We start from the raw sequence: 15844 nt of genomic DNA, 5'->3' as shown, positions 1-15844 counted from the left end.
CTTCCTTTCCGGAAGGTCATATGGACCTTCCGGAAAGGCCGCGCAACGCGTTCCAATTGAAAACAATCAAAAGCGGGGCAGGCTGAGTCGAAAAGGGTCGGTTTCGAGAACCGGAGCGGAGCGTACTTGAGTACGTGAGCACCGGAAGCGCAGAAAACGGCGCTTTGCAGACCAGCCCGCCCCGCTTTTTGGCTATTTCTTTTGAAGTTCGTCCTTGAAGGCTTCCAGACTCATCGGGCGGCCGAGGAAGTTCTGGATCAGTTCATTGGCGTCTTCGGAGCCGCCCGGCTCCAGCACCAGCTTGCGATAACGCACGGCGGTCGCCGGATTTCTCATGCCGTCCTTCTGGAACTGGGTGAACAGGTCGAGCGCGATCGCCTTGGACCAGACATAGGTGTAGTAGATCGCCGAATAGCCGTTCAGATGGCCGAAGCTGGCGTAAGGGTGCGTGTCCGGCACGGGCGGGAACAGCGAATAGCGGCTGATCTGGTCATTATACATGGTCGTCAGATCGAAATCGGGCGCGCGGTTGTAGAAGTTGAGCGACACCGCCGAATAGGCCAGTTGCCCCTTCCACTGGATCGCCTCGCCGAAATGACGGCCCTGATTCATGCGCTTGACCAGGTCTTCCGGGATCGGATGCCCCTCAGGATCGGAGGCGAACTGTTTGAGCGTGTCGTAGTCCCAGGTCCATTCCTCCAGCAATTGCGACGGCGCCTCGATGAAGTCCCATTGCAGGCTGTTCATCGACTGCGACGCATATTGGGTATGGCCCGAATACATGTCGTGGATCAGGTGGCCGAATTCGTGCAGGAAGGTGGTCACGTCGTCATGATCCATCGGCCCCGTCGCCGGGAAGTTGGTGACGAGCGCGCCGACCGGGATTTGCCGCCCCTCGACGCCGGTGCGGATCGGGAACTGGGCGGCGTGATTGTACTTGCCGTCGCGCGGGCTGAGATCGAGATAGAAGTGGCCGACTAATCTGTCGCCGTCATAGATCGACCAGGCGGTGACATCCGGCGCCCAGACCGGGGCGTCCCACGGTTTGATGTCGGCGCCGAACAGGTCGTGGACAAGCTGGAAGATGCCCGCGCGCGATTTGGCGAGGGTGAAATATTGACGCACCTGCGCCGCATCGACATCGTATTTCGCCTTGCGCAGCTTGTTTTCCAGATAGGAGACGTCATAGCTTTGCAAGGTCGTGATCGACGGATCGACCGTCTTGCCGAAAGTCAGCAGTTCATCGTAGTCGGCCTTGGCGCCCGGTGCGGCGGCGGCGTTCATATCGTCGAGAAACTGCGCGGCGTGCTGTTCGGAACCGATCATCTTATCGGCGGTGATCAGGGCGGCGTAGTCGTTATAGCCGAGCGTCTTCGCCAGATCGTAGCGCTCCTGAAGCAGGGTTTTCAGCGTCGTCTCATTGGCCGGATAGCCGCGATTGCGGAAGGCGCTCGACACCTTCTTGCGCACGTCGCGGCTGTCGGCGAAGTCGAGAACCGGGAAGATGTCGGGATAGGCGAAGGTGATATGCACCAGACCGTCGGCGCCCGGCTTGTGCGCGTCGATATAGTCCTGCGGCAAACCTTTCAAATCCTCAGGTTTGAGCGCGATGTCGCCGGTATCGTCGCGGATATTGGCGTCGAATTGCAGGCCAGTGGTGGTGATCGCCTTTTGCAATTCGGTGACCTTGGCGCGCGTGGCGTCGTCCTTATCGACCCCGGCCAGTTTGTACTGGGTCAGGGTCTTGCCGATAATATAGGCGGTCTTCGTATCCAGCCCCTTGCTTGGGATCGCGGCCAGACGATCATAGATCGGGCGCGACAGGGAGATCGCCGTGCCGAGGTCGGACAGTTTCGGCAGGCAGGCCTCGGCGGCGTCGCGCACATCCTTTGATGTGTTGGTCTCCGAGACCAGATAAAGCTCGTTCGAGGCGTCGCCGACGATCAGGCTCAGCGTGTCGAAGGCCTGAAAATCGCCCGCCACCGTGGCCGGGCCGGTGTGGCTCTCCAGCTCGGTCTTGGCCTTGCCGCCAAGGTCGAGCGCCGCCTGGCAGCGCGCGTCGATGACGGCCTTGTCCGTGGCGGTCAGCACCGACTGTTTCAGAAAGGCGTCGGCCTCGGCGTCGATGGCCGTGGCGGCGAAGACGTGCGAGGCGGAAAAGGCCGCAGCGGCCAGCGCCGAGGTGGTGAGCAAACGCTGAAACCGTGTCATGAAAAGCCCCTCATTGGTTGGTGTGACGAAGTGGTGTCACATTTGTAACCATCGCGCAATGTGGTTGCTTACAGGACGTGATGGGTAAACGCCCGACGGCGCGCGATTAACAATTGACTTGAGAGGGCGCAGTCCCTATGCGTGCGGCCGTTTACCCGCAAGCCTGCCCCGACGCCCTTTTAAGGAGATGAACCCGCATGACCACTGATTTGCTCGAAGGCTGCACAGGGGTTCTGGTCCTGTCAGACGGCACGGTCTATCAGGGCCTCGGCTGCGGCGTGGTCGGCGATGCGCTGGGCGAGGTCTGCTTCAACACCGCCATGACCGGCTATCAGGAGATTCTGACCGATCCGTCCTATATGGAGCAGATCGTCGCCTTCACCTTCCCGCATGTCGGCAATGTCGGCGTCAACTCTGAAGATGTCGAGCAGTTGGGTAATGACCCGAAGCGGGCGGCGAAAGGCGCGATCTTCCGCGACGCTCCGACCGCTCCCGCCAACTGGCGCTCGGATATGAGCTTTGATGACTGGATGAAGTCGCGCGGCGTGGTCGCCATTTCCGGCATCGACACGCGCAGCCTGACCAAGAAGATTCGCGAACACGGCATGCCGCACGGCGTTATTGCGCACGTTCCCGATGGCAAGTTCGACCTTCCGGCCCTGATCGCAAAGGCGAAGGCGTGGAAGGGGCTGAACGGCCTCGATCTGGCCGTGGAGGCCACGACCGCCCAGTCGCAGACCTATGACACCGATCTGTGGCGCTGGGGCGAAGGCTTCACGCATCGCAACGACGGTAAATTCAAGGTCGTGGTCATCGACTATGGCGTCAAGCAGAACATCTTGCGCGCGCTCGTCGATGTCGGCGCCGAGGTGCGCATCGTCCCGGCCAAGACCACGGCGGACGAGGTGCTGGCGCTGAAACCCGACGGCGTGCTGCTGTCCAACGGCCCCGGCGACCCGGCGGCGACCGGCGCCTACGCGGTGCCGGAGATCAAAAAGCTGGTCGCGGCTGGCGTGCCGGTGTTCGGCATCTGCCTCGGCCACCAGATGCTGGCCATTGCGCTCGGCGCCAAGACGATCAAGATGGAACAGGGCCATCACGGCGCCAACCATCCGGTCAAGGACGTCACCACCGGCAAGGTCGAGATCGTGTCGATGAATCACGGCTTCGCGGTCGATCGCGATTCCCTGCCCGAAGGCGTGGTCGAGACGCATGTGTCCCTGTTCGACGGCTCCAACTGCGGCATCGCGCTGGCGGGTAAGCCGGTGTTCAGCGTCCAGCACCACCCGGAAGCCTCGCCCGGCCCGGTCGATTCGCTCTATCTGTTCGCGCGCTTCGCCGAGAACATGCGTCAGGCGAAGGTGACGGCGTAACGATCCGGCGGCGTCATCTGGCGGTCCGGCCGAGCGCATGGACGCGGGCCAGATGCCGCCGCCGCCCCTCGTCTCCGCCCTCGACCAGACCGAGATAGCTGGCGCGCACCGGCGCCAGTCCGGTGAATTTCAACAGGGATTGAAACGCCTTGCCGCCATGGGCGCCGAACAGGGTGTCGTAAAGCACGCCCGGCATGCCCATAGTCTGGATGATGCGCGCCGAACGCCCCTTGAGCAGAGCGGCGTCGAGGGGGTTCTTGGCGTCCAGACTGTAGGCGAAACCAGGCGTCAGCACGCGCTCGCAAAACCCCTTCAGCAGCGCCGGTATGTTGAACTGCCACATCGGATAGATGAAGACGATATGCTCCGCCCAGGCAATCAGGTCGCGCGCGGCGACGATGTCGGGTTCGCTCGCCTGTTCGCCATGATAGCCTTCGTGCAGGATCGGATCGAAGCTCAGCCGGGCCAGATGCAGGATCTCGACATTGCGCCCTTTCGATTCGGCGCCCTCGCGATAGCTGTCGACCAGGGCTTCGCTGAAGCTGACGCGCTCGCGCGCCGGATTGCCGTTGATGATCAGTATGCGCTGCGCCATGTCGATCGCCTGTCTGTGCCTTGGCGCCAGCACAGCAAACCGTGACGCCATCGACCATGATCGCAATCAAATCCGCTTACCGCGCGGCGCGGTTTTGATCCCGTCGCCATATGTTACAAAGCCCGCGACTCTGTGATCGCTTGCTGCGCATTTGCCGAAATAACGCCTTGCATCCCCCTCCCTAACCCCCTATAGCCACCGCTTAGCCTGAAAACTTAAAGAGCCGCACGGCTCGCTGCAAACTCGACCACGTCCTCGACATGGCCTGAGCCTTTTTTTCTGCCCTGCCGTTATGCGGTTTCGGGGCGCATTTGTGTAACGAAAGACCGGAAGAAAAAGATGCCCAAACGCACAGACCTGAAATCCATCCTGATCATCGGCGCCGGCCCCATCGTGATCGGACAGGCCTGCGAGTTCGATTATTCCGGCGTTCAGGCCTGCAAGGCGCTGCGTCAGGAAGGCTATCGCATCATTCTGGTCAATTCCAATCCGGCCACCATCATGACCGACCCGGAGGTGGCCGACGCCACCTATATCGAGCCGATCACGCCGGAATTCGTCGAAAAGATCATCGCGAAAGAACGTCCCGACGCGCTGTTGCCGACCATGGGCGGCCAGACGGCGCTCAATACGGCGCTGGCGCTGGAAAATATGGGCGTGCTGGAAAAGTACGGCGTCGAGATGATCGGCGCCAAGGCCGAGGTCATCGACAAGGCCGAGGACCGGCAGAAGTTCCGCGACGCTATGGACAAGCTGGGGCTGGAATCGGCCAAGTCCGCCGTCGCCCATTCGATGGACGAAGCCTATAAGGCGCTGAAAACCATTGGCGGCCTGCCCGCCGTCATCCGTCCGTCCTTCACACTGGCCGGGACCGGCGGCGGCATCGCCTTCAATCAGGAAGAATTCAAGGAGATCGTCGAGCGCGGCCTCGACCTGTCGCCGACCACCGAGGTGCTGATTGAAGAATCCATCCTCGGCTGGAAGGAGTACGAGATGGAGGTGGTGCGCGACAAGGCGGACAACTGCATCATCGTCTGCTCGATCGAAAACGTCGATCCGATGGGCGTGCATACCGGCGATTCGATCACCGTCGCTCCGGCCCTGACCCTGACCGACAAGGAATATCAGATCATGCGCTCGGCCTCGCTGGCGGTCCTGCGCGAGATCGGCGTCGAAACCGGCGGCTCGAACGTGCAGTTCGCGCTCAATCCCGCCGATGGCCGCATGATCGTGATCGAGATGAATCCGCGCGTGTCGCGCAGCTCGGCGCTGGCGTCGAAGGCCACGGGCTTCCCCATCGCCAAGATCGCCGCCAAGCTGGCCGTCGGCTATACGCTGGATGAGCTGTCCAACGACATCACCAAGACGACGCCCGCCTCGTTCGAGCCGAGCATCGACTATGTGGTCACCAAGATTCCGCGCTTCGCCTTTGAGAAGTATCCGGGTTCGGAGCCACTGCTCGGCACCTCGATGAAGTCGGTCGGCGAGGTCATGGCGATTGGCCGCACCTTCGCCGAGTCGGTGCAGAAGGCCCTGCGCGGGCTGGAGACCGGCCTGTCGGGCTTTGATGAGATCGTCATTCCGGGCGTTGAGGCCGAAGACGCCCATGCGGTGCGCGAAGCCGTGATCCGCGAGCTAGGCCGTCCGACGCCCGACCGCCTGCGCGTCATCGCCCAGGCCTTCCGCCACGGCCTGAACGTCGAGGAGATCAATGCGGCCTGCCATTACGAGCCGTGGTTCCTGCGGCAAATTGAAGCCATTGTGTCGGAAGAAGAGAAAATCAAGGATCGTGGCTATCTTCAATTTATTGAAGCATTTGGAAGTACGGGCCTCCGCAAGCTTAAGGCTATGGGCTTTTCGGACAAACGTCTCGCGCAATTAAGCGGTCTTACTGAGACCGAAGTCCGCAATTATCGACACAAACAAAATGTGCGTCCGGTGTTCAAGCGCATTGACACCTGCGCCGCCGAATTCGCCTCCTCGACCGCCTACATGTATTCGACCTACGAATCGGGCGCTCTGGGTCAGGTTCCCGAATGCGAAGCCGCGCCTTCGGATCGCAAGAAGGCGATCATTCTCGGCGGCGGTCCGAACCGGATCGGCCAGGGCATCGAGTTCGACTATTGCTGCTGCCACGCCGCCTTCGCCTTCAAGGATATGGGCCTTGAGGCGATCATGGTGAACTGCAATCCCGAAACCGTCTCGACCGATTACGACACCTCCGACCGCCTCTATTTCGAGCCGCTGACCGCCGAGGATGTGCTGGAACTGATCCACGTCGAAATGTCCAAAGGCGAGTTGCAGGGCGTCGTCGTGCAGTTCGGCGGTCAGACGCCGCTGAAGCTGGCCCAGGCGCTGGAGGATGAGGGCATTCCGATCCTCGGCACCTCGCCCGACGCCATCGACCTGGCCGAGGACCGCGAACGCTTCCAGCAATTGCTGAAGCAGATCGGCCTGACCCAGCCGGTCAACGCGATTGCGCGCACCCCGGAAGAAGCCTTTGAAGCCGCGCACAGCGTCGGCTATCCGATCGTCATCCGTCCGTCCTATGTGCTGGGCGGGCGCGCGATGGAGATCATCCGCGACGACGAACAACTGGCGCGCTATGTCCGCGAAGCCGTTCAGGTGTCGGGCGATTCGCCGGTGTTGATCGACCAGTACCTGTCCGCCGCCATTGAGGTGGACGCCGACGCGCTGGCCGACGAAACCGGCGTCTTCGTCGCCGGCATCATGGAGCATATCGAGGAGGCGGGCGTCCATTCGGGCGACTCGGCCTGTTCGCTGCCGCCGTTCTCGCTCAAGCCTGAGACGGTCAAGGAGCTGGAACGCCAGACGGTCGAACTGGCGCGCGCGCTCAAGGTCAAGGGCCTGATGAACGTGCAGTACGCGATCCTGAATCCGTACACGGACCCGCAGATCTTTGTGCTGGAAGTCAATCCGCGCGCCTCGCGCACCGTGCCCTTCGTCGCCAAGACGCTGGGCAAGCCGCTGGCCGGGATCGCCGCCAAGGTGATGGCGAACCAGCCCCTGTCCGGCTTTGACCTCAAGCCGCGCGACTATCGCCACGTCGCGGTCAAGGAAGCGGTGTTCCCGTTCGCGCGCTTCGCCAATGTCGATACGGTGCTGGGGCCGGAAATGCGCTCGACCGGCGAGGTCATGGGGCTGGACTGGGCGCGCGACGGCGAAGACATGATCGACGCCTTTTCGCGCGCCTTCGCCAAGAGCCAGTTGGGTTCCGGCGTCAAGCTGCCGACCTCCGGCACGGTGTTCGTCTCGGTCAAAGATCAGGACAAGCCGGTCATCATCGAGCCGGTCAAGACCCTGCTCGATCTCGGCTTCAAGGTCGTCGCCACCGGCGGCACCTGCGACTATCTGGCCGAACACGGTTTGAGCGTCGAGCGGGTCAAGAAGGTGCTGGAAGGCCGTCCGAACATTCTCGACGCCATCAAGAACGGCGAGGTTGCCTTGGTGTTCAACACCACCGAGGGCAAGCAGTCCCTGGCCGACTCGTTCTCGATCCGCCGCACCACGCTGATGATGAAGATTCCCTATTACACCACGGCCTCCGGCGCCGTCGCGGCGGCGCGCGCCATCGCTTCGGGCTCGAAGGAAGCGCTGGATGTGCGTCCGATTCAGGAATATGCCTGACGGGCGAAAACCGCGCGCTGAAACTCTGCAATAAGATGTGTCCCGACAGGGGCCCGCTTGTGGCGATCACAGCCTTGTGATCGCCACAAATTGCGATATGATGCGCCCCTGCAATAAACCCTCCCTTTCGCCGCATGGCGAGCCAAGGCACAAGGCTTGCACGCCCGCGCCGTGAGAGACTTCGCACCGTTTCGAGTTGACCCCTATGCGCCTTCCGGACTGGCGCCTGTTGCGCCGGATTCACACCCAGCTTAGCGCGCGTTTAAGCGCCGTTCCGGCCCCGGTGACACGCGGCCTGACGAACGGCGTCTTTGTCGGCCTGTTCATCGCCGCGCCGGTGTTGCTGTTCCTCGCCTTCTTCAATCCGTGGGTGCTGGACCCGACGCGCATCGGCTGGCTGATGGAGGCCGACTGGGGGCAGCACTTCCTCGGCTGGAACGCCTTTCGCCATGTGTCGTGGTCGTCGTTCAACCATGAAGGCCTGCTGTATCACCCGACCGGTCTGAGCGTCATCTACACAGATTCCAATCCGTTATTCGCCTTTATTTTCAAGCCATTCCGCGCCCTGCTGCCGCAGCCCTTCCAGTATATCGGCCCGTGGTTCGCCTTCTGCATCGCGATGCACGTCATCTTCGCGTTCAAGCTGATCCGCCCGCATGCGCCGAACAGATGGGCGGCTCTGGGCGGCGCCCTGGCCCTGTCGGCCCTGCCCTGCCTCTATTACCGCGAACGTCACGACACGCTGATGTCGCAATGGCTTTTGCTGTGGGGCCTGCACCTGTTCATCAATGTCCGCGCCGCGCAGGCCGCGCCCGATGGCCCGGAGACGCTGCGCCAGAAGATTTTCCGCATCTGGGACGCCAAGACGCGCGGCTATATGGCGCTGCTGGGCGTCACCGGCATGATCCATCCCTATATGCTGTTCATGGTCGCCGCCATCTGGTCGGGCGAGGTGCTGCGCGGCCTATGGCCGGTGGTCCAAGCCTTGCGCGACAAGACCGTGTGGCCGAAGCTGCTGGCCAGCGTCGCCTGGCGCGCCGTCGCTGTGCTGGCCTGCCCGCTGGTCACGCTGGGGATAGCGGGCGCCTATGAGCGCGGCCAAAGTCCGGCGGCGGGCGGCTGGTCCTACTATTCGATGGGGCTGGACGCCCTGTTCAATCCGGTGCGCAGCGATTTTTCGGCGATTCTGAAAGCCTGGCCGCTCGACGCCGGGCAGTCCTTTGAAGGCTATCAGTATCTCGGCTTCGGCATACTGTGCCTGCTGGCCGTCGCCGTCGCCCTCTATGCGCTGACGCCCGAAGCCAAGGCCGCGCGCCCGTTCCTGCGCGGGCTGACCCCGCTGGCCCTGCCGTTTCTGGCCCTGTTTCTGATCGCGGTGACCAATCACGCCCAGTTCTACGGCTATACGGTGTGGCGGTTCGACATTCCGAAAGAGTTGCGCGGCACGCTTGGCATTCTGCGCGCCTCGGGGCGCTTCTTCTGGCCGATCTCGTATCTGATGGTCGCCGCCGCGCTCGTCGTGCTGTTCAAGAGCCGCCCGCGCGTCATCGCGGTCGTGCTGCCGTCGATCCTGCTGATCCAGGCCTACGACATCAACGGTCTGGCCGCCGCCATGCGCAAGGCGACCGGGCTGGCCGAGTACAGCCAGACCTATTACCTGACCCCCAGCCCGATGTGGGACGAACTGGTCAAGCGCTCCACCGGCGTGGACTTTTACCCGGTCAATGTCCACCTCAACGACAAGCTGTTCTACGAGCTGACCTATCGCGCCACCACCGACGCCAAGCCGGTCAACACCATGTATCCGGCGCGCGAGAACCTGATTCAGCTCGCCTATGAGTACAAGAGCGAGGACGCCTTCCGCGACGGTCAGGTCAATCCGAACCATCTGCTGGTCTTCCTCAAACAGTGCGACGCGCCCGCCAATCTGCAGCCGCGCCTGCGCATGCTGGACGGGGTGTGGATCATCCCGCCCGCCGACGCCGACGATCTGAACCTGCCCAAGCCGCAATGGTCGCCGATCCGCTCCGAGGTGCGCTTCGGCTGGCTGGATCAGGGGACGTGCCTGCTGGAAGGCGACTGGTCGCGCCCGGAATATGACGGGGTGTGGACGCAAAGCGATCAGGCCGGTGTGGTCATCCCGATCCAGCACGTTCAGTTCGACACCGCCACTCCGCCCAAGAGGCTCGATCTCGACCTCAAGGCGCGCAGCCGCGCCCCGACCACGGTCAGCGTGCTGGTCAACGGGATCAAGGCGGGCGAACTGGAGATCGGGCGTAAGACCGCGCGCTACACGCTGCGCCTGCCCAAATCCGCCCTGCGCGCCGACATGCTGAAGATTCGCTTCGTTCTGAAGGCGGACGAAAAGACCGACAAGAAGGCGCTGGCCACAGTGACCCTGCCGTCGGCGCCGAGCGTTGCCGGACGTTCCGCGCCCAAGAGCAAAACTCAGCCGGTCACGCCGCCCAGCCTCGGCATCAAGCTGATGGATCTGCGCCTGATCGGCGCCGCCGAACAGGCGGTTCAGGCGGGCAAGCTCAGCGGCTGATCGCCGCGCCGCGCGCCCTGATTTGAGAATTGTGTTTCAAAATGAGCGATTTCGCTCTATAAGAGGCGTTCGCCCGCGTCAGGCGCAGCCTCTGGCTGCCGCCGCGCGGGTTCGCCATATCTAAAAACCTGACCCAAGCGGTTGCAGTCACCCTCAACCGTCGCTTGGGTTTTTGTCATTCCTCTGGGTGAGATAAAGTCTTAATCGCACATGGAAAAAGTGCCGATGACCGTCGCGGGCTATCAGGTTCTCGACGATGAACTGAAGCGTCTGAAGTCGGTTGAGCGTCCGAGCGTCATCGCCGCCATCGCGGAAGCGCGCTCGCACGGCGACCTGTCCGAAAACGCCGAATACCACGCCGCCAAGGAGCGCCAGGGCTGGATCGAGGGCCAGATCGCCGAGATCGAGGACAAGATCAGCCGCGCCCAGGTGATTGACGTCTCAAAGCTGTCCGGCAACCAGATCAAGTTCGGCGCCACCGTCACCGTCGTGGACGAGGACACCGAAGAAGAAGGCCGCTATCAGGTGGTCGGCGAGCATGAGGCCGATGTGAAGTCGGGCAAGATCTCGCTGTCCTCGCCCTTGTCGCGCGCCATGATCGGCAAGGAGGTCGGCGACGTGGTCGAGGTCCAGACCCCCGGCGGCGTGAAAGCCTATGAAATCCTGAAAGTCGAGTGGTTATAAGCCGATAAGGGCGCGCCATGCCGGAACAGCTAAGTCTCTGGGCGGTTTCCGACGGGCGCGCCGGCATCGAAAATCAGGCGCTGGGGCTGGCCGAGGCCGTCGCGCGCCTGACCCCGGCTGAGATCACCGTCAAACGTCTGCGCTATCAGCCGCTGTGGGATCGTCTGCCCACGGCGTTGAAACTGTGGCCGGATGCCATGTTGCGCGGCGGTTCGGACCGGATAGAACCGCCTTATCCTGACATCTGGATCGGCTGCGGCCGCGCCAGCCTGCCGCACGCCCTGCGTATGCGCGAGCGTTCCGGCGGCAAGAGCTTTGTCGTGCAGCTTCAAGACCCCAAGACCGATCTGAAGCCCTATGATCTGGTCATCGCGCCGGAACACGACCATGTGGATGGCGCCAATGTGCTGTCCCTGCTCGGCTCGACCCACCGCGTCACGCCGGAGCGGCTGGCGGCGGCCTATGAGATGTGGCGCGACCGCATCGACGCCCTGCCGCGTCCGCGCGTCGCCGTGCTGGTCGGCGGGCGCTCGAAGGCGTTCGATCTCGACGCTGACCATGCCGTACTGATGGCGCGCGATATCCGCGCGGCGATCGAAAAGGCGGGCGGCAGTGTGCTTTTGACCGTATCGCGCCGCACCCCGCCCGCCGCGCGCGCTGTGATAAGCGACGGATTGCGGGGCCTGCCGGGCGTGATTTATGATGGCGGCGGCGACAATCCCTATTTCGCCTTTCTGCACGCCGCCGACCGCTTTCTGGTCACCGAGGATTCGGTCAATATGGCCACCGAGGCCGCCGCGACCGGCAAGCCGGTGCAGATCGTCTCCCTGCCCCGGCGCACGCTTGGCGGCGGCGCCAAGTTCGAGGACTTCCACGAATCTTTACGCGCGTGCGGCGTGTCGCATCCGTTCGAGGATCATTTGAGCGGCGATCCCTATCCGCCCCTCAACGAGACGGCGCGCGCGGCGCAAGTCCTGCTGGATCGCTACCGGCAAAAATACGGGTGACATTACCGCGCGGTGTTCCTACATAAGGCCCGTTAACAGTTTTACCGATTCCAGGTGTCCCCATGTCCGCTCCCCGCCCCGTTCGCTGCGCCATTATCGGCACCGGCCCCGCCGGCTGGACCGCCGCCATCTACGCCGCGCGCGGCCTGCTGGCGCCGGTCGTCTTCACTGGCCCGCAGGACGGCGGCCAGCTCACCATCACCACCGATGTCGAAAACTATCCGGGCTTCGCCGAGGTCGTGCAGGGGCCGTGGCTGATGGACCAGATGCGCGATCAGGCGCTGCACATGGGCGCCGAGGTGATCAGCGAGATCGTCACCGTCGCCGATCTCAGCCAGCGCCCCTTCCTGCTGCAAACCGAAAGCGGCGCCAAATTCCTGGCCGAAACGGTGATCATCGCCACCGGCGCTCAGGCCAAGTGGCTGGGGATCGAGTCGGAAAAGACCTATCAGGGCTTCGGCGTCTCGGCCTGCGCGACCTGCGACGGCTTCTTCTACCGCAACAAGGTCGTGGCCGTGGTCGGCGGCGGCAATACGGCGGTCGAGGAGGCTTTGTTTCTGACCAAGTTCGCCTCGAAAGTCTATCTGATCCATCGCCGCGACACGCTGCGCGCCGAGAAGATTCTGGTCGAGCGCATGCTGGCCGAACCGAAGATCGAGCCGATCTGGAACGTCGCCATCGACGAAATTCTCGGTGAAACCAATGCATTCGGCGGCGCAGCGGTCACCGGCGTGCGCTTACAGGACGTGCATACGCAGCAGCATCGCGTCATCGACCTCGACGGCGTGTTCATCGCCATCGGCCACGCCCCGGCGTCCAAACTGTTCGAGGGCCAACTGGAAACCAAGCAGGGCGGTTATCTGGTCGTCGAACCCGGTACGCCCAAGACGGCCATCACGGGCGTCTATGCGGCGGGCGACGTCACCGACGATGTCTATCGTCAGGCCGTGACGGCGGCGGGCATGGGCTGTCAGGCGGCGCTGGAAGCCGTGCGCCTGCTGGCCGAAGAAGACCACCACCGGTCGCAACTGACGGCGGGCGAGGTGGCGGAAGAATTTTCGCACCTGACCCCGGCGCAGCAAAAGGCCGCCAGTCAGGCCTGAGCGCGGCGCGCTTCGCGGTATTGCGTCGGCGTCACGCCCATCTCAGCCTTGAAGGCGCGGTTGAACGGCCCGATCGAGCCGAAACCGCAATCGAGCGCTATGGTCAGCACCGGCAGATCGCAGTCCGGGTCGGCCAACTGGGATTTGGCCGCCGCGAGGCGGAAATGGTTGAGCATATGATTGATATTGCGAAAGCCCAGCGCCCGCGTCAGGCTCTGGGTCACGCGATAGTCGGGCTCGCCCAGACGCCGCGCCAGATCGGCCAGTTTCAGTTCGCTGTCGGTAAACAGCTTCTCCTGCGTCACAAGCTCAAGCAGGCGCGCCCCCAATGCGACGTCGCGCGCGCTGGCGGCGCGGCGCGACCGTGTCGTCAACGACAAGGGATGGCGATGACGATAGAGGGTCGCCGCCGCCATGCCTGCGACCGCCAGCAGGGCGCAGGCCGCCTTGATCCACTGCGCCGCCGCGCCGCTGGCCCAGATGACGGCGACGATCAATAAGGCGCCGTAGCCTGCGGTAAAGGTCAGACGGAAAAAGCGCTCGCCGCGCGGCGTGTCGGCGCGCAGTCCGCGCAGGGGCTCGATCAGGGCCAGCAGCAGCAGACAGGAACTGAGCAGGGTCTCGGTCCGCGCCGCCATCAACGCCCAGCCCTGCGTCTGCGCCGGAATCATCTGCAGAACGCCGCCCGTCGCGACCAGCAGCAGGACGACGCTCAACGGCCAGATAGGGCGCGGATCGTCGCGCCGGAACAGGGTCCGCGTCAGCAGCCACGACCATCCGCAGGTCGCATCCCCGACAAACGCGAAAAGGCCGGACGCCAGCCCCTGCCGCTCGCCCATCCATAGGCTCAGACAATAGGCGAAAGCCGAAATGGCGAAGATGACGGCGAACAGGCTCGCATCCGACAGGCCGTCCCTAGGCGGCGCCTTGATCACATCCGGTTGCGCTATGCTCACAGCCGTCTCCCTGCCAATCCTGAATGAGACCCTACACCAAAAACATGGCCGATTTCCAAATCGGCGAGACGAAGCGCGATTACGGCCGCATCCCGTTAGCCTTCTGTTTTCGGGAATCGCACATGACATCTTCGCATCCGCTGCAAAATTCGCCCGCCAGCCCTTTCTTAACCCCCTCCAGCCCTTTCTTAACCTATGTGGGCCGGATCTGGTATCTGACCGCCGCCGCCGGACAGGCCGCCTTCGTCTGGATGATTCTGGCCCATTATGGCCGCAGGACGCTGGCTGGCGACTATGCGGGCTGGAACGACAAGCCGTTGATCAAGGGCTATGTCGCGGGCGATGACGCAGGCAATCTTCTGTTCGCCCTGCATGTGCTGCTGGCCGCCGTCATCACCCTGGGCGGGCTGTGGCAGCTTATCCCAGCCGCGCGGCGCCGCTGGCCCGCCCTGCATCGCTGGAATGGCCGCTTGTTCATGCTTATCGCCTGCGCGATGGCGTGCAGCGGTTTGTGGCTGACCTGGGCGCGTCATACCTGGCTGTCGCTGATCTCGGCGACGGCGGTGTCGCTCAATGGCGCGCTAATCCTGCTGTTCGTGGCCCTGACCTGGCGCTTCGCCGTCCGGCGCGACATCGCCCGCCATCAAAAATGGGCGATGCGCGCCTTTCTGGCCGTCAACGGCGTGTGGTTCCTGCGCGTCGGCATAATGGGCTGGGCGCTGTTGAGCGGCGGCCTCGGCATGACTGACAGCCTGTCCGGTCCCGCCGACGCCGTGCTTGTCTTCGGCGCCTATCTGATTCCGCTCGGCGTGCTGGAGCTGTGGTTTCTGGCCCGCAGCCGCCAGAGCCGCGCGCTGAACGGCGCCGCCGGGGCTGTCGTTCTCGTCATGACCGCCTTTATGGCGTTGGGGATAGCCGGGGCCATCGCCATCATGTGGGGACCATACATGCTGTGAAAAAAATAGCGGCGGCGTCTTGAACGCGCCCGCAGGGTTCCCAAATCAGATGCGAAGGCGCCGCTGAGCGGGCCTTCTTGAACGACGACATTGCCCATTTGGGGATGTAGACGCCGTTCAAAATCAAACCTTTGCAGGCACGCCCCGTCGCTGACGGACCCTGCAAGGCCTCGCTTATTTTAAGGAGAGCCCCTATGCGCACCGCTATTGATTTCTCGCCCCTGTACCGTTCCGCCGTTGGCTTTGACCGTCTGGTCAGCCTGCTCGACAGCGCGACCGCCACCAGCGCCTCGGCGCCGGGCTGGCCGCCCTACAATATCGAGCGCCTGGCTAAGGAAACCGAAGATCAGGGCGATTCCTACCGCATCGAAATCGCCGTCGCCGGCTTCAAGCCCGACCAGCTCAATATCGAAGTCAAGGAAAACGTGCTGACCGTCTCCGGCAAGAAGGACGCCGATGAGGCGGGCCGCACCTTCCTGCATCGCGGCCTGGCCGAGCGCAGCTTTGAGCGCCGCTTCCAGCTCGCCGACCATATCAAGGTGACCGACGCCGAACTGGCCAATGGCCTTCTGTCCATCACCCTGACGCTGGAAGTGCCGGAAGCCAAGAAGCCGAAGACGATTGCGATCAAGACCGCCGCCGCGTCTGACGCGCCGGTCCTGCAAGCCGCCGAGTAAGCCGTCCTGCGGCCGTCCTTGGCGGGATGGCCGCAGTTTTCCCGAGTTTCTGTTTCTCCCGAACCTTACGCCCCGGCTCTCCCCCG

Annotated in this window: 11 protein-coding genes; 8 read left to right on the top strand and 3 right to left on the bottom strand. The window is 63.3% G+C overall.

What is annotated here, in order from left to right; all coding sequences use genetic code 11:
• Positions 1 to 192: 192 nt before the first annotated feature.
• Positions 193 to 2211 carry a M3 family metallopeptidase gene (locus ACTHLA_RS16020; protein ID WP_440191653.1) on the bottom strand — a complete coding sequence of 673 codons (2019 nt, stop codon included), beginning with the start codon at positions 2209 to 2211 and terminating at the stop codon, positions 193 to 195.
• Positions 2212 to 2408: 197 nt separating this feature from the next.
• On the opposite strand from ACTHLA_RS16020, the gene carA reads away from it, so the two are divergent.
• Complete coding sequence (carA, locus tag ACTHLA_RS16015) at positions 2409 to 3584, top strand: glutamine-hydrolyzing carbamoyl-phosphate synthase small subunit (protein ID WP_440191650.1); 1176 nt, start codon at positions 2409 to 2411, stop codon at positions 3582 to 3584.
• Positions 3585 to 3597: 13 nt separating this feature from the next.
• Here the strand turns inward: carA and ACTHLA_RS16010 are convergent, their stop codons facing one another.
• Positions 3598 to 4179, bottom strand: a complete 582-nt coding sequence (locus tag ACTHLA_RS16010) for an NAD(P)H-dependent oxidoreductase (protein WP_440191648.1) — start codon at positions 4177 to 4179, stop codon at positions 3598 to 3600.
• Between the two features lie 339 nt (positions 4180 to 4518).
• Here ACTHLA_RS16010 and carB point away from each other — a divergent pair, with 339 nt between their 5' ends.
• The 5 genes from carB to trxB all read left to right on the top strand — a co-directional run bounded on the left by carB (position 4519) and on the right by trxB (position 13169).
• On the top strand, positions 4519 to 7827 hold the full coding sequence (carB, locus tag ACTHLA_RS16005) for a carbamoyl-phosphate synthase large subunit (protein ID WP_440191645.1): 3309 nt from the start codon (positions 4519 to 4521) through the stop codon (positions 7825 to 7827).
• Positions 7828 to 8032: 205 nt separating this feature from the next.
• Positions 8033 to 10375 (top strand): DUF6311 domain-containing protein, encoded by a 2343-nt coding sequence (locus ACTHLA_RS16000; RefSeq protein WP_440191643.1) that lies wholly within the window; start codon positions 8033 to 8035, stop codon positions 10373 to 10375.
• Positions 10376 to 10585: 210 nt separating this feature from the next.
• Positions 10586 to 11059, top strand: coding sequence for a transcription elongation factor GreA (greA, locus tag ACTHLA_RS15995; protein WP_440191640.1), 474 nt, complete (start codon positions 10586 to 10588; stop codon positions 11057 to 11059).
• Positions 11060 to 11076: 17 nt separating this feature from the next.
• Positions 11077 to 12066: a mitochondrial fission ELM1 family protein gene (locus ACTHLA_RS15990; RefSeq protein ID WP_440191637.1), complete on the top strand. Its 990-nt coding sequence runs from the start codon at positions 11077 to 11079 to the stop codon at positions 12064 to 12066.
• A gap of 62 nt (positions 12067 to 12128) precedes the next feature.
• On the top strand, positions 12129 to 13169 hold the full coding sequence (gene trxB / locus ACTHLA_RS15985; RefSeq protein WP_440191634.1) for a thioredoxin-disulfide reductase: 1041 nt from the start codon (positions 12129 to 12131) through the stop codon (positions 13167 to 13169).
• Here trxB and ACTHLA_RS15980 read toward each other — a convergent pair.
• Positions 13160 to 14125: a helix-turn-helix domain-containing protein gene (locus ACTHLA_RS15980; RefSeq protein ID WP_440191631.1), complete on the bottom strand. Its 966-nt coding sequence runs from the start codon at positions 14123 to 14125 to the stop codon at positions 13160 to 13162. The genes trxB and ACTHLA_RS15980 overlap by 10 nt on opposite strands.
• A 122-nt stretch (positions 14126 to 14247) precedes the next feature.
• Here ACTHLA_RS15980 and ACTHLA_RS15975 point away from each other — a divergent pair, with 122 nt between their 5' ends.
• Both ACTHLA_RS15975 and ACTHLA_RS15970 read left to right on the top strand, forming a co-directional pair.
• Positions 14248 to 15081, top strand: a complete 834-nt coding sequence (locus tag ACTHLA_RS15975; protein ID WP_440191628.1) for a DUF2306 domain-containing protein — start codon at positions 14248 to 14250, stop codon at positions 15079 to 15081.
• Between the two features lie 194 nt (positions 15082 to 15275).
• On the top strand, positions 15276 to 15758 hold the full coding sequence (locus ACTHLA_RS15970) for an Hsp20 family protein (protein ID WP_440191625.1): 483 nt from the start codon (positions 15276 to 15278) through the stop codon (positions 15756 to 15758).
• The last annotated feature ends 86 nt before the right edge of the window (positions 15759 to 15844 follow it).

This window comes from Asticcacaulis sp. (genome assembly GCF_051956075.1).
Classification (GTDB): Bacteria; Pseudomonadota; Alphaproteobacteria; order Caulobacterales; family Caulobacteraceae; genus Asticcacaulis.
Note: the sequence above shows the minus strand (reverse complement) of the source record. Positions and strands in the feature narration are given on the sequence as shown.

Bases quoted from the DNA above. Each gene is read 5' to 3' on its own strand.
- trxB (WP_440191634.1), top strand. From the start codon at position 12,129: ATGTCCGCTCCCCGCCCCGTTCGCTGCGCCATTATCGGCACCGGCCCC.
- carB (WP_440191645.1), top strand. From the start codon at position 4,519: ATGCCCAAACGCACAGACCTGAAATCCATCCTGATCATCGGCGCCGGC.
- greA (WP_440191640.1), top strand. From the start codon at position 10,586: ATGGAAAAAGTGCCGATGACCGTCGCGGGCTATCAGGTTCTCGACGAT.
- ACTHLA_RS16010 (WP_440191648.1), bottom strand. From the start codon at position 4,179: ATGGCGCAGCGCATACTGATCATCAACGGCAATCCGGCGCGCGAGCGC.
- carA (WP_440191650.1), top strand. From the start codon at position 2,409: ATGACCACTGATTTGCTCGAAGGCTGCACAGGGGTTCTGGTCCTGTCA.
- ACTHLA_RS16020 (WP_440191653.1), bottom strand. From the start codon at position 2,211: ATGACACGGTTTCAGCGTTTGCTCACCACCTCGGCGCTGGCCGCTGCG.
- ACTHLA_RS15970 (WP_440191625.1), top strand. From the start codon at position 15,276: ATGCGCACCGCTATTGATTTCTCGCCCCTGTACCGTTCCGCCGTTGGC.
- ACTHLA_RS16000 (WP_440191643.1), top strand. From the start codon at position 8,033: ATGCGCCTTCCGGACTGGCGCCTGTTGCGCCGGATTCACACCCAGCTT.
- ACTHLA_RS15990 (WP_440191637.1), top strand. From the start codon at position 11,077: ATGCCGGAACAGCTAAGTCTCTGGGCGGTTTCCGACGGGCGCGCCGGC.
- ACTHLA_RS15975 (WP_440191628.1), top strand. From the start codon at position 14,248: ATGACATCTTCGCATCCGCTGCAAAATTCGCCCGCCAGCCCTTTCTTA.